This window comes from Arthrobacter sp. SPG23, from assembly GCF_000876655.1.
Taxonomy (GTDB): domain Bacteria; phylum Actinomycetota; class Actinomycetes; order Actinomycetales; family Micrococcaceae; genus Arthrobacter.
Genome location: NZ_JYCN01000021.1, coordinates 96,153 through 109,766, shown reverse-complemented (window position 1 = coordinate 109,766; position 13,614 = coordinate 96,153). Strand labels below are relative to the sequence as shown.

10 protein-coding genes are annotated in these 13,614 nt (G+C 65.5%); 6 read left to right on the top strand and 4 right to left on the bottom strand.

What is annotated here, in order from left to right; all coding sequences use genetic code 11:
* Positions 1–55 precede the first annotated feature (55 nt).
* The 4 genes from TV39_RS13765 to TV39_RS13750 form a co-directional block, all read right to left on the bottom strand.
* Positions 56–679 (bottom strand): PadR family transcriptional regulator, encoded by a 624-nt coding sequence (locus TV39_RS13765; RefSeq protein ID WP_043482596.1) that lies wholly within the window; start codon positions 677–679, stop codon positions 56–58.
* Positions 680–1,507 carry a DUF4097 family beta strand repeat-containing protein gene (locus TV39_RS13760; protein WP_043482595.1) on the bottom strand — a complete coding sequence of 276 codons (828 nt, stop codon included), beginning with the start codon at positions 1,505–1,507 and terminating at the stop codon, positions 680–682.
* 120 nt (positions 1,508–1,627) lie between these two features.
* On the bottom strand, positions 1,628–2,227 hold the full coding sequence (locus tag TV39_RS13755) for a GDSL-type esterase/lipase family protein (RefSeq protein WP_043482594.1): 600 nt from the start codon (positions 2,225–2,227) through the stop codon (positions 1,628–1,630).
* 178 nt (positions 2,228–2,405) lie between these two features.
* Positions 2,406–6,248: a multifunctional oxoglutarate decarboxylase/oxoglutarate dehydrogenase thiamine pyrophosphate-binding subunit/dihydrolipoyllysine-residue succinyltransferase subunit gene (locus TV39_RS13750; protein ID WP_043482593.1), complete on the bottom strand. Its 3,843-nt coding sequence runs from the start codon at positions 6,246–6,248 to the stop codon at positions 2,406–2,408.
* Positions 6,249–6,522: 274 nt separating this feature from the next.
* Here TV39_RS13750 and TV39_RS13745 point away from each other — a divergent pair, with 274 nt between their 5' ends.
* From TV39_RS13745 to TV39_RS13720, 6 genes are all read left to right on the top strand, one after another.
* Entirely contained in the window at positions 6,523–8,001 is a 1,479-nt protein-coding gene (locus tag TV39_RS13745) for a GuaB1 family IMP dehydrogenase-related protein (protein WP_043482592.1), read from the top strand.
* Between the two features lie 357 nt (positions 8,002–8,358).
* Positions 8,359–9,696 (top strand): hemolysin family protein, encoded by a 1,338-nt coding sequence (locus TV39_RS13740; RefSeq protein ID WP_043482591.1) that lies wholly within the window; start codon positions 8,359–8,361, stop codon positions 9,694–9,696.
* Entirely contained in the window at positions 9,693–10,763 is a 1,071-nt protein-coding gene (locus TV39_RS13735; RefSeq protein ID WP_043482590.1) for a hemolysin family protein, read from the top strand. The genes TV39_RS13740 and TV39_RS13735 overlap by 4 nt, the downstream gene beginning before the upstream one ends.
* A 120-nt stretch (positions 10,764–10,883) precedes the next feature.
* On the top strand, positions 10,884–11,849 hold the full coding sequence (locus tag TV39_RS13730) for a metal ABC transporter solute-binding protein, Zn/Mn family (RefSeq protein WP_043482589.1): 966 nt from the start codon (positions 10,884–10,886) through the stop codon (positions 11,847–11,849).
* A 39-nt stretch (positions 11,850–11,888) separates the two neighbouring features.
* Positions 11,889–12,725, top strand: a complete 837-nt coding sequence (locus TV39_RS13725) for a metal ABC transporter ATP-binding protein (RefSeq protein ID WP_200891023.1) — start codon at positions 11,889–11,891, stop codon at positions 12,723–12,725.
* Positions 12,726–13,613, top strand: coding sequence for a metal ABC transporter permease (locus TV39_RS13720; RefSeq protein ID WP_043482587.1), 888 nt, complete (start codon positions 12,726–12,728; stop codon positions 13,611–13,613). It begins immediately after the preceding gene.
* The last annotated feature ends 1 nt before the right edge of the window (position 13,614 follow it).

Sequence of the window (13,614 nt, the reverse complement as noted above, 5' to 3'; positions counted from 1 at the left end):
AAAGAGCTGCCCTCAAGTCTCCCACATCACGCGACGGCCCGCGAACCAGAGAAGGTTAGTGACTGTCGGCCGTCAGGGAACTGCGGATCGAAATCCTTGCCTGGTCCAGGACCGTCCGGATCGTTTCGAGTGTGACGCTGCTGATAGGCGCCGCGCTGGCCTGGACCCGAAGCTCCACCCGAAGGTCGTCCCTGAACGCCTGAATCAGCATTTCCGCTTCTTTCAGTGTGCGGTCGCCTTCGGGGGTGTGCCGGGTGCCGCGGTCAGTAAACCGTGCGGTGCGCGCGGACGTCCTGGCTGCTTCAGCAGTGGCGGCAAGATCGGCCCGGAGTCCGCGCATGTTGACCCGGATATCCTCCCGCAGATTGTCGGCCAGCCGGCGCACCGAGGCCGAAATGTCGTTCTCGACCCCGGCGAGTTCATCCCTGCGCCGGTTGAGCTCCACCAGCCCCGCGGCGGTAATGCGGTAGTTGGTGCGGCGTCCTTCGGCCTCTGTGGCCACGAGCCCTTCTTCTTCCAGCTTGCCGAGCCGCGGATAGATGGTTCCGGCGCTGGGGGAGTAGGTGCCGCCGAAACGGTCGCTGAGCGCTTTGATGAGCTCATAGCCGTGTTTGGGGCCGGACTCCAGAAGCGAGAGCAAATAGAGGCGCAGTGCGCCGTGGGCGAAGACCGGAGGCATCTAGGCCTCCGTTTCGGCGTCCGCTGGCGGCTGACTGTGGATGATGAAGGTCTTGCCGGAGACGGAGTTGGTACGGACAAGCATGAGCTGTTCATCCGGCCCGGCGATGGTCTGCACCTTGCCGCCCGGCACGATGTATTTCTGGTCATCGATGACCACAGCGCCGCTGGCGGACTTGGCGACAATGTCCACGCCGACGTCGTGGGGCAGCCGGACGGTGAGGTCACCCGAAACGGAATTGGCCCCGAAGTCGTGGGTGAAGCCGTGGAGGTCGAAACTCATGTCGCCGCTGACGGTGTTGGCGCGGATATTGCTGAAGCGGCCGGACGCCGTGACTTCGCCGGATACGCTCTTGGCGGTGAGGACGCCGTCGTGGTTCCGGGCGATAACGTCTCCGCTGACGGTATTGACATGGAGTTCGCCGGCGGTATTGTCCGCGATGACGGATCCGGAGACCGTGTTCAGCTTGGTGTGACCGCTGATCCCCGAGACCAGGCCGTCGCCACTGACGGTGCCGGCTTCAACTTCCACTCCGGCCGGCAGCGCGATGCTGATCACCACGGAGTTGTTGCTGTTGTTGTTGACCGTGTCCATGAGGTTCCTGAACCAGCCCTGGGCGCCGTGCAGCTGGTGCCGCACTTCAAGCCGGCCGTTGACCAGGGTGATGGTCAGCGGGTCCCCGTGGATTTCGGAGACCTCGATCCGCGTGACATCCTCGGCGTGGGTGACCACGTCGAAGCGGCCGCGGATGATTCCCAGTTTGAGCGACCTGACGCCGTCGACGTCGATGGTCTGCGGACCGGTGACGGTCCAGGTGTTCTCGTCCACAGTTCCTCCAAGTTGCGATATATCGTGAATATTATTTGACGATATATCGCGACTTGGCCAAAAGCAATAGACAGGGTGCACGCCGGGACTCGCGTCCCGGCGTCGTAAGCGTTTCCGGTATTACTCCGGGGCGGCGATGCCGAGCCACTGGAACCAGCCGCGGTGCAGCACGAGCCACGCCATCAGCCCGTAGCCGGCCTGACCCGGCGTCCCGCCGTTGGCGGCCAGGTCCTGGCGCCACTGTTCGTGGTTGAGCAGGGGGGAGAAGGTGTCCACATAAAGGTGCTTGCGCCGCGTGGTGACATCGGCGAAGGCCGTGTTCAGTTCGCCCAGCCGGCGGTTCTGCGAGGGATCCAGCGACGGCGGCGGACCGACCACAAAGACCTCGATCTTGTTCTGGGAGGCGGAGTCCAGGATGTTCGCGAGGTTCAGGCGGCTGCGGGCAGTGGAGAGGCCGAACTCGACGTCCCGCCCGCTTAGTCCGATCACCAGGCGGTTCTCGTGGTTGTTGCCGAAGCGGCGCCCGGCCTCATCGAGCCACCTTGCGGCAAGGCCCTCGGTGCCTTCCTGGGGACAGGGCAGGGCGTAGCATTCAACCGTTATGCCGTCCTGCGGGGTCCGGGCCAGCACGCGGCCAAGCCAGCCCAGCGCACGGGGATCACCCAGGCCGGCCAACAGCTCATCCCCAACAGCCGCAATCCGCAGCTTCCTGTCTTCCACGACTACCTCTTAACCTCAATGTGCAACAAAATTCAGCGTTCCATGGAAACGGGCTCCTGGCCAACTCCGGCAGCCGGCGGCGGGCGGAATCTTCCAGTAATCGGCGCCGCCGCCTGCATTAAGCAGCGCTGCCCGGCCGGAGTCGTGTAGTTCGAGTTCCGGCCGGGCAGCGTTCACGCTACTTCCGTGCGAATGCCTGCTTGAGGAGGGCGTCCTGCTCCGCAGCGTGCCGCTTCATGGAACCGGCGGCCGTGGAGGCGGAAGCCGGACGGGAAACCAGCTTCACCCTGCGGTCCAGTGCCTCGGGCAGGTTCAGGCCCATAAACGGCCACGGCCCCTGGTTGGCCGGCTCGTCCTGTGCCCACACCACGTCGGCGTTGGGGTATTTGGCGAGCTCGGCAGCGATTTCAGCGGCGGGCAGCGGGTAGAGCTGCTCGACACGGACGATCGCCGTCGTCTTGTCGCCGGTCTTCTGCCGCGTGGACAGGAGATCGTAGTACAGGCGGCCGGACACCAGCAGGACGCGCTCGACGGCGTCCGCCTGCAGGTGTTCGTGCTCTCCAATGACAGGCTTGAACGTGCCGGTAGTGAAGTCCTCCACGGAAGAGGCGGCGGCCTTCAGGCGCAGCAGCTGCTTGGGCGTGAAGATGATGAGCGGCTTCCGCGGCCGGCTGTACGCCTGGCGGCGCAGCAGGTGGAAGTGTGAAGCCGACGTCGTGGGGTTGGCCACGATCATGTTCTCCTCGGCACACAGCTGGAGGAAGCGCTCGATGCGTGCGGACGAGTGGTCCGGACCCTGGCCTTCGTAGCCGTGGGGCAGCATGAGCACCAGGGAGGAGCGCTGGCCCCACTTCTGCTCGGCAGAGGAGATGAACTCATCGATGATCGTCTGCGCGCCGTTGACGAAGTCACCGAACTGCGCTTCCCACAGCACCAGGGCGTCGGGGCGCTCCACCGAGTAGCCGTATTCGAAACCCATCGCCGCGTATTCGGACAGCAGGGAGTCGTAGATCCACAGCTTGGCCTGGTCGTCGGAGAGGTTGCCCAGGGGCAGCCACTCATTGCCGTTGGCGCGGTCGTGGAACACGGCATGGCGCTGCACGAAGGTTCCGCGGCGGGAGTCCTGGCCGGCGAGCCGGACCGGAACGCCTTCCATGATGAGCGAGCCAAAGGCTGCGATCTCGCCGAAGCCCCAGTCGATGCCGCCTTCGCGGGACATCTGTTCGCGCTTCTCCAGCAGCTGCTTGAGCTTGGCGTGGACGGTGAAGCCCTCGGGGATTTCGATGTGGGCCTTGCCGATGCGTGCCAGGGTCTCCGCCGAGATCGCGGTGGACGCCGGAGCGCTGATGCCGGAGTCGGACTGCTGCGCGCTGGGCCGTTCGATATCGGACACAGCGGCTGAATCCGCCGTGATGATCGGGATCGGCGAGGTCTGGGCAGCGTGGGTCTCGGCGAAGACCCGCTCCAGCCGTTCCTGGTAGTCGCGGAGCAGCTGCTCGGCTTCTTCCTCGGTGATGTCACCGCGGCCGATCAGGGATTCGGTGTACAGCTTGCGGACCGAACGCTTGGCTTCGATCAGGTTGTACATCAGCGGCTGGGTCATCGAGGGGTCATCGCCCTCGTTGTGCCCGCGGCGCCGGTAGCAGACCATGTCGATGACAACGTCCTTGTGGAAGCGCTGGCGGAACTCGTACGCGAGCTGGCCGATGCGGACCACTGCCTCCGGGTCATCGCCGTTCACGTGGAACACCGGGGCCTGGATCATCTTGGCGACGTCCGTGGAGTAGGTGGAGGAACGGGACGAGGACGGTGCCGTCGTGAAGCCCACCTGGTTGTTGACCACCACGTGGATGGTGCCGCCGGTGCGGTAGCCGCGCAGCTGGGAGAGGTTGAGCGTCTCCGCCACCACGCCCTGGCCGGCGAAGGCCGCGTCACCGTGCACCATGATGGGGAGCACGGGGAAGGCTTCGCCCTGGTCCAGGCGGTCCTGCTTTGCGCGGACGATACCTTCAAGGACGGAGTCCACGGCCTCGAGGTGCGAGGGGTTGGCGGCCAGGTAGACCTTGGTCTCCTTGCCGCTGTCCGAGGTGAAGGTGCCCTCGGTGCCGAGGTGGTACTTGACGTCACCGGAGCCCTGCACGGAGCGCGGGTCCTGGGTGCCTTCGAATTCGCGGAAGACCTGGGCGTAGGTCTTGCCGGCAATGTTGGTGAGCACGTTCAGGCGGCCGCGGTGGGCCATGCCGATGGCCACTTCGTCGAGTCCGTCGTCCGCTGCATCGGAGATGATGGCGTCCAGCAGCGGGATCAGCGATTCGCCGCCCTCCAGCGAAAACCGCTTCTGGCCCACGAACTTGGTCTGCAGGAAGGTTTCGAAAGCTTCTGCGGCATTGAGCTTGGACACGATGCGCAGCTGCTCTTCGCGGCTCGGCTTGGAGTACTCGTGCTCCAGCTGGTCCTGGAACCACTTGCGCTCGGCCGGGTCCTGGATGTGCATGTATTCGATGCCGGTGGTGCGGCAGTAGGCGTCACGGAGCACGCCGAGGATGTCGCGGAACGCGAGCATGGGCTTGCCGCCGAAGCCGCCGGTAGGCCACTCGCGGTCAAGGTCCCACAGCGTCAGGCCGTAGGTGAGGACGTCCAGGTCCGGGTGCTTCCGCTGGACGTATTCCAGCGGATCGGTGTCCGCCATGAGGTGGCCGCGCACGCGGTAGGAGTGGATCAGCTGCTGGATCCGGGCGACCTTGTTGATCTGGTCGGCCGGGTCGACCTGCAGGTCCGGGCTCCAGCGCACGGGCTCGTACGGGATGCGCAGGGACTCGAAGATTTCGTCGTAGAAGTTCTGGGCACCCAGCAGGAGCTGGTGCACGAGCTTGAGGAATTCGCCGCTGCCTGCGCCCTGGATGACGCGGTGGTCATACGTGGACGTCAGCGTGAGGACCTTGCTGATGGCGTTCTGCGCGATGATCTTCTCGCTGGCGCCCTGGAACTCGGCCGGGTAATCCAGCGCGCCGACGCCGATGATGGCGGCCTGGCCCTTGGAGAGGCGGGGCACGGAGTGCACGGTGCCGATGCCGCCCGGGTTGGTGAGGGAGACCGTGGTGCCGGAGTGGTCATCGGCGGTCAGCTTGCCGTTGCGGGCGCGCTTGATGAGGTCCTCGTAGGTGTGCCAGAACTCGGAGAAGTTGAGGGTCTCCGCCTTCTTGATGTTCGGCACCATGAGCAGGCGGGTGCCGTCCGGCTTGGGCATGTCGATGGCGATGCCGAAGTTCACGTGCGCAGGCTGGACCGCAACGGGCTTGCCGTCCACTTCGTCGTAGTAGACGTTCATGGAGGGGAACTGGGAGAGCGCGCGGATGACGGCGTAGCCAATCAGGTGCGTGAAGGAGACCTTGCCGCCACGGGCGCGGGCCAGGTTGGAGTTGATGACCACGCGGTTGTCGATCAGCAGCTTGGCCGGGATGGCGCGGACGCTGGTGGCCGTGGGAACTTCCAGGCTGGTGACCATGTTGGAAGCGATGGCCTTCGCCGGTCCGCGGAGGACGGAGACGACGTCCTCTTCCGGAGCGGTGGGGGCCTTGATGTTCTTGGGCAGCTGGGCGGGGATGGGCGGGGTGCCTGCGGTTTCGGGCTTCTTTGCGCCGTCGCGGGCAACAGTGGCCGGAGCCTTCTTCGCCGGGGCGGCAGCCGGAGCTGCCGGCGCCTGGGCGGAAGCCGTCCGGGGGGAAGCCGGCTGCGCAGCTGCAGCCGCTGCGGGTGTGGCCGGTGCTGCCGGCGACGGTGCCGGTGCGGCCGGAGCGGGAGCTACAACTGGAAGTTCGCGGGTTGCGGGGTCTGCGGGCGCCGGTGCACCCGAGGTCCCGTTGGAAGACGAGCTGTCACCGGCGTCGAAGGATTCGAACAGGGGCCACCACTTGGCATCTACCGTGTTCTTGTCCTGCTGGTAACGCTCGTACAGTTCGTCAACGAGCCACTCGTTTCCGCCAAATTCCTCTGGTAGACGGTGGCTAGGCTGCTCTGGCACTTGAAATACGCCTCTTCCATGAGTTTGATTTCCCTCTGGTCGCCTTCGGTGCCTCAGCACAACAATCGAACCAGTCTCTGCGTCCTGTGAACCCAGACCTTTGCCAGTCTAGTGACGATCCTTGGTTAACTGCCAATAAGGGTGACCCAAATCATGTAGCGGCGAAACTATTGCGCGAATCAGCGTCCGGAGCGGGCCTTGGCGCTGTCCCGCCGGGGGCTCCGCCGAGGGCCTAGACTCGCACTGGGAACCCCATTTTCGACGAGGAGAAGCCGTGCGTTTTTTAAGTGAACCGCCCACCGACCTGACGTACTCGGATGCCTTCCTGGTGCCGTCGCGTTCCGACGTCACGTCGCGCCTGGATGTTGACCTGACGGCCGACGACGGCACCGGCTCCTCCATCCCGCTGGTGGTGGCGAACATGACGGCCGTGACCGGCAAGCGTATGGCCGAGACCATGGCCCGCCGCGGGGGACTGGCAGTGCTCCCGCAGGATGTTCCGCTCGATGTGCTCCGGGACGTCACCGCCTGGATCAAATCACGGCACACCGTGTTGGAAACTCCGGTGAGCCTGCTCGCTTCGGAAACAGTTATCGACGCCCTCCACCTGATGGGAAAACGGCCGCACGGTGCAGTGGCCGTCATGGACGACGCCGGCAAGGTTGCCGGCGTGGTCCGCGCGGCGGACTGCGAGGGGCAGGACCGTTTCGCCTCCCTCGGGTCGGTCATGCGGCAGGCGCTGGTGCTGGATGCCTCCGCCTTCGGCGCGGAGCCGGCCGCGGGGGACGCGGGCTCTGATGGCCGTGACGCTTCCCTGCGGAGGGCCTTCGACGCCATGGACGCTGCCGGGACGGACTTCGCCCCCGTCCAGCTCGGCGGCTCCCTTGCCGGGGTCCTCACCCGCAAGGGTGCCCTTCGCTCCACCATCTACCGGCCCCTGCTGGACGCGGCCGGGAAACTTAAGGTGGCTGCCGCCGTCGGAATTAACGGTGATGTGGCGGGCCGCGCATCGGAACTGCTGGCCGCCGGCGTCGATGTCCTGGTTATCGACACCGCGCACGGGCACCAGCAAAAAATGTTCGACGCCCTGGCAGCGGTCCGCGGCCTGGACCCCGACATTCCGATCGTTGCCGGCAACGTGGTGACGGCGGATGCCACCCGTGAGCTGATCTACGCCGGGGCGAACATCGTCAAGGTGGGCGTTGGTCCCGGGGCCATGTGCACCACGCGCATGATGACGGCGGTGGGCCGCCCCCAGCTGTCCGCCGTGCTGGAGTGCGCCGCTGCGGCGCGCGCCGTCGGAGGGCGCATTTGGGCCGACGGCGGCGTGCGGTACCCGCGGGACGTTGCCCTGGCACTGGCGGCCGGGGCAAGCCAGGTCATGATCGGCTCATGGTTCGCGGGGACCCATGAAAGCCCGGGGGACCTGCAGGCGGACGCGAACGGCCGCCTTTATAAGGAGAGCTTCGGCATGGCCTCAGCCAGGGCCGTGCAGAACCGGAACCAGCGGGAAGGCGCTTTCGAAAAGGACCGCAAGGCGCTCTTCGAAGAAGGCATCTCCACGTCACGCATGTACCTGGACCCCGCCCGGCCGGGCGTGGAGGACCTGGTGGACATGATCACTGCCGGGCTCCGCAGTTCGATGAGTTACGCCGGCGCCGCGGACCTTCCCGGTTTCCGCGAGCGTGCCGTGGCCGGCATCCAGTCGGCCGCCGGCTACGAGGAGGGCCGGCCCGTCCCGCAGAGCTGGTGACCGACGGGTGCCGGGGAGCGGTTGGGCCCCGCCTGACCGCTCCTGGGCGCCGGGGCCGCTCCTGTAGACTGAAATTCTTATGGACAGTAAATCTAGGTGCCGGCCTGGGGGCTGTCAGCGGAGCACGAATACCAGCTCCCCGCAGCCCACCCACAGAGCCGGCAAACCCCGTTCACGCGCCCATCACTCTGCAGCAGTCCACGCCGCAGCCCTCCAGGAAACAGGGTCGGCACCGGCCGACCATCCTCCGCCGGGCTGTGTAGCCGGCAAGATAACCTCCCCCTCGACTTGGACTCCGGCGCCTACTGACCCCCGGACGCGTATTCCGTTCCCGGGCCGGCCGGAGGCAGGCCGCTGATGGAATGGCTACTTCTAGGAGCAGGCATCCTGCTCATCCTCGGGACGGGCTTTTTCGTCGCCGTTGAGTTCTCCCTCGTCGCCCTTGACCAGGCAACTGTCCAGCGGGCCGTGGACAACGGCGACGCCGCGGCCGTACCGCTGCTCAAGTGCCTGAAATCGCTGTCCACCCAGCTGTCCAGCTGCCAGCTCGGAATCACGCTGACCACCCTGCTGACCGGCTATGTCATGGAGCCGTCCGTAGGCAAGCTGCTGGAAGGGCCGCTGACCGTGGCCGGCGTTCCGGAAGCGGCAGCTGCTTCGGTCTCCCTCGTGATGGCCATGACCATTGCCACCCTGCTGTCCATGCTGATCGGCGAGCTCGTGCCCAAGAACATGGCCATTGCGCTGTCCTTGCCGATCGGCAAGGCCGTCGCCCGGCCGCAGCTGGTGTTCACCGCCGTCTTCAAGCCGGCGATCATCGTGTTGAACGGCTTCTCCAACAAGGTGCTGAATGTCTTTGGACTCGAAGCCAAGGAGGAGATCTCCGGTGCCCGGACACCGGCCGAACTGGCATCCCTGGTGCGCCGTTCCGCCGCCATGGGAACGCTTGACCCCGGAACAGCAAACTTCATTGCCCGGACGCTGAAGTTCTCCGGCCGGACCGCCGCCGACGTCATGACGCCCAGGATCCGGCTGGAAACCATCGGCGCCGCGCAGCCGGTGTCCGATATTATCGACGCCGCGCGGCGGACAGGGTATTCGCGCTTCCCGGTCATCGGTGAGTCTGCCGACGACATCCGCGGCCTGGTGCACGTCAAGAAGGCAATCGCCGTCCCCTCGGACCGGCGCGCCAACCTCGAAGCCGGCGCCATCATGACGGACGTCCTGAGGGTTCCCGAAACCATCCACCTTGATGCCCTGCTGGCCGAACTGCGCGAGGGAAACATGCAGCTGGCCGTAGTGCTGGACGAATACGGCGGGACCGCAGGCATCGCCACGCTGGAGGACCTCGTGGAGGAAATCGTGGGGGAAGTCGCGGACGAACACGACAAGGTGCGGCCGGGACTGCTCCAGAGCGCCTCGGGGGACTGGTACTTCCCCGGCCTGCTGCGTCCGGACGAGCTCTCCGAGCAGATCCCCGGACTGACGGTGCCCGATGAATCGGCCTATGAAACCGTGGGCGGCTACGTCATGAGCCAGCTCGGCCGGATCGCCGCAGTGGGAGACACGGTGGACGTCGGCGGAGGCACGCTAAGCGTGACGCGGATGGACGGACGCCGGATCGACCGGATCTGCTTCAAGCCTGCCCCGGTCCGCGGCGAAGAACACGCGGCCGGCCAGGGAGGGACGGCATGAGCGACTGGGTTGGAATTCTCTGGCTGGTGATCCTGCTGATCGGCAATGCCTTCTTCGTGGCCGCGGAATTCGCTGTGATGTCCGCCCGGCGGAGCCAGATCGAGCCGCTGGCGGAAGCAGGGTCGCTGCGGGCGCAGACAACGTTGCGGGCCATGGAAAGCGTGTCCCTCATGCTGGCGTGTGCCCAGCTGGGCATTACGGTCTGTTCCCTGCTGATTCTGCAGGTGGCTGAGCCGGCCATCCACCACCTGATGGCCGTGCCGCTGGAAGCCGCGGGCGTGCCGACGGAACTCGCGGACGTCGTGGCGTTCGCCGTGGCCCTCCTGGCGGTGACCTTCCTGCATGTGACCTTCGGCGAGATGGTGCCCAAGAACATCTCGGTGTCCGTCGCGGACAAAGCGGCGCTGCTGCTGGCGCCGCCGCTGATGTTCATCGCGCGCCTGGTTAATCCGGTGATCGTGGTCCTCAACTGGTCTGCCAACCACATCCTGCGCCTCCTGCGGATCGAGCCCAAGGACGAGGTCAATTCCTCGTTCACCCTGGAGGAGGTCCAGTCCATCGTGCAGGAGTCAACCCGGCACGGCCTGGTGGACGACGACGCCGGCCTGATCACCGGTGCACTGGAATTCTCCGAGCACACGGCCTCCCGCATCATGGTTCCGCTCGACAAGCTCGTCATGATGAAGTCGCCCACCACTCCGGTTGAGTTTGAGAAAGCCGTCAGCCGGACTGGATTCTCCCGCTTCCCGATGATGGACGAGGACGGCATGCTTTCGGGGTACCTCCACATCAAGGATGTGTTGTCCATCCCGGATGCCGGATACGGGCACCCGATTGCCGAGAGCCGGATCAGGTCCCTGGCGAACCTGTCCATGGATGACGAGATCGAGAAGGCGATGTCCGTCATGCAACGCACGGGCTCACACCTGGCGCGCGTCATCGGACCCGACGGCAACACCAGGGGTGTGCTGTTCCTGGAGGACGTGATTGAGCAACTGGTGGGCGAGATCCGGGACGCCACCCAGGCGAAGGGCATCCGCCGCCTCGGCCAGGGGAACGGCGGATAGCTTCCGGCGCTGCGGTAGCCCTAAATAGGAATGATTCCTATTTAGGGCTACACTCATCTTGTTGCTAATGCTCCTGATTCTCATGTAGCTAGTCCAGACAACCAGATCCGAGGTCCTTCCGTGCGCCGTTCCGCAGTCTTCTCCGTCACCGCCCTTGCCGGCCTGAGCCTCGTGTTGTCAGCGTGCAGTACGACGACGGGCGGCCAGCAGGCGGCCTCCGGCACCATCGAGGTGGTCACCTCCACGAACGTTTACGGTGACATCGTCCGGGAGATTGGCGGCGACAAGGTGAACGTCAAGGCACTGATCACCAAGGCCAGCCAGGATCCGCACTCCTACGAGGCCACCACCCAGGACAAACTCGCCGTCTCAAAGGCCCGGCTGGTGGTTGAAAACGGCGGCGGCTATGACGACTTCATTCACAAGCTGGCGGACGACAGCAACCTGGGCCACGACAACATCATCAGCGCCGTCGAGGTTTCGGGTCTTGCCCCCGAAGAGGGGCCGGCGGCCGGGTCGACGGCCGGGGCCGACGACCACGGGCATGCCCATGACCACGGAGCGTTCAATGAGCACGTCTGGTACAGCTTCGATGCCATGACCAAGCTGGCCGACGCCGTCGAAGCCAAACTCGCAGCGTTGGAGCCGGCGTCCGCAACGACCTTCGAGGCCAATGCCGCCACCTTCAAAAAGGAGATCGCCGGGCTGAACGCAACGGTGGCCGGTCTCGCCGCCACGGCAGCCGGGGCTCCCGTTGCGGTGACCGAACCGGTGCCGCTCTACCTGATCGAGGCCGCCGGCCTGGTGAACAAAACTCCCGCCGACTACACGGCCGCCATCGAGGAAGATGCCGATGTTCCGCCCGCTGCGCTCAAGGAAGCCACGGAACTGGCCGGATCAAAGGACATCAAGTTCCTGGCGTACAACACTCAGACGGAAGGTCCGCAGACGCAGGCCCTCAGGAAGGCAGCCGAGGCCGCCGGCCTACCGGTGCTGGACTTCAGTGAGACCCTTCCCGAGGGGAAGACTTACGTGCAGTGGATGAGCAGCAATGTGGACAGCATCACGCAGGCCCTGAAAAAGTAGCCCCGGCGTCACTAGGATGATGGGGGCGCTTCGCCCCGAATGAATCGAGGAAAAAGAACGTTGAAACCGGTAGTGAGCCTCCGCGGAGCCACCCTGAAGTTCGGGAAACGGACATTGTGGGAGGACCTGGACCTCGATATCAATCCCGGCGAGTTCTTTGCGGTCCTCGGCCCGAACGGCAGCGGCAAGACCACATTCCTGAAAGTCCTTCTGGGACTGCAGGAACTCCACTCAGGGACGGCAACGCTCGGTGGCCGCCCGGTGGAACGGGGCAGCAACCTGATCGGCTACATCCCGCAGCAGAAATCATTTGCCCCGGAGACACCCCTCCGGGCACGCGACCTTGTGGGACTTGGCGTGGACGGCCACCGCTGGGGACTGCGGCTGGGCACCGCCAAAGCCAACCGCAGGATCGATGAGCTGCTGGACCTCGTGGGTGCCGCTGATTACGCCAAGGTCCCGGTGGGCCAGCTCTCCGGCGGCGAACAGCAGCGGCTGAGGGTCGCCCAGTCGCTCGCCGCCGATCCGCGGGTCCTGCTGTGCGACGAACCGCTGCTGTCCCTGGACCTTCAGCACCAGCAGGCGGTCAGCGCACTGATCAACGAACAATGCCGCAGCCGGGACAGTGCCGTGGTGTTCGTGACGCACGAGATCAATCCGATCATCGATTATGTTGACCGCGTCCTCTACCTGGCCGGCGGGCGGTTCCGGGTGGGCAAGCCCGCAGAAGTGATGACAACCGAGGTGCTCTCCGGGCTCTATGGCAGCCGGGTCGAAGTGATCCGCGCCAACGGCCGGATGATCGTGGTGGGCCTGCCGGAGGGTGCCACCCACCACCATGAGGATGCACATTCAGTGGCAGGGGAGGTGGGCTAAATGGATCTCGACAGCATCCTGCCTTCCATTTTCAATTTTGATAATTACGGCGAACTCCTGGCCCTGGTCCAGAACTCCCTCTGGGCAGGAGCGCTGCTCGGCCTGCTGGGCGGGCTCATGGGTACCTTCGTGATGAAACGGGACCTCGCCTTCGCGGTCCACGGAATATCCGAGCTTTCCTTCGCAGGTGCGGCCTTCGCGCTGCTGATCGGAGCCGACGTCGTGTTCGGGTCCCTCGTCGGTTCGGTGCTCGCGGCGCTGCTCCTGGGCGTGATGGGTGTCCGTGCCCGGGACAAGAATTCCATCATTGGCGTGATCATGCCGTTCGGCCTGGGCCTGGGCATCCTGTTTCTTTCGCTGTATGAGGGACGCGCCTCCAACAAGTTCGGCCTCCTGACGGGGCAGATCGTGTCCGTGGATACCGTGCAACTGCAGGTGCTGGCCACCGCGGCCCTGGTGGTGATGATTGCGCTGGTGGCCATCTGGCGCCCGCTCACGTTCGCCAGCGTGGACCCGGAAGTGGCGGAAGCGCGGGGCGTGCCTGTGCGGACGCTGGGCATCGGCTTTATGGTGCTGCTGGGAATCAGCGTGGCACTGTCCATCCAGGTGGTGGGGGCGCTGCTGGTGCTCGCCCTGCTGATCACTCCGGCCGCCGCAGCGCTTCGGGTGACGTCATCGCCACCGCTGGTGGTGATCCTCAGCGTGGCCTTCGCGGTAACAGCCACCGTGGGCGGCATCATGCTGGCGCTGGGCGGGCGGATCCCCATCAGCCCGTACGTGACCACGCTGTCATTCCTGATCTACGTTGTGTGCCGGATCGTCGGCGGAGTAAGGGCCGGGCGCGGCCTCAACGGACGCGTCCTCCCGGCCGGAGCGGGCGCCTCCTAGG

Bases quoted from the DNA above. Each gene is read 5' to 3' on its own strand.
- TV39_RS13765 (WP_043482596.1), bottom strand. From the start codon at position 679: ATGCCTCCGGTCTTCGCCCACGGCGCACTGCGCCTCTATTTGCTCTCG.
- TV39_RS13740 (WP_043482591.1), top strand. From the start codon at position 8,359: ATGGAATGGCTACTTCTAGGAGCAGGCATCCTGCTCATCCTCGGGACG.
- TV39_RS13720 (WP_043482587.1), top strand. From the start codon at position 12,726: ATGGATCTCGACAGCATCCTGCCTTCCATTTTCAATTTTGATAATTAC.
- TV39_RS13735 (WP_043482590.1), top strand. From the start codon at position 9,693: ATGAGCGACTGGGTTGGAATTCTCTGGCTGGTGATCCTGCTGATCGGC.
- TV39_RS13725 (WP_200891023.1), top strand. From the start codon at position 11,889: ATGAATCGAGGAAAAAGAACGTTGAAACCGGTAGTGAGCCTCCGCGGA.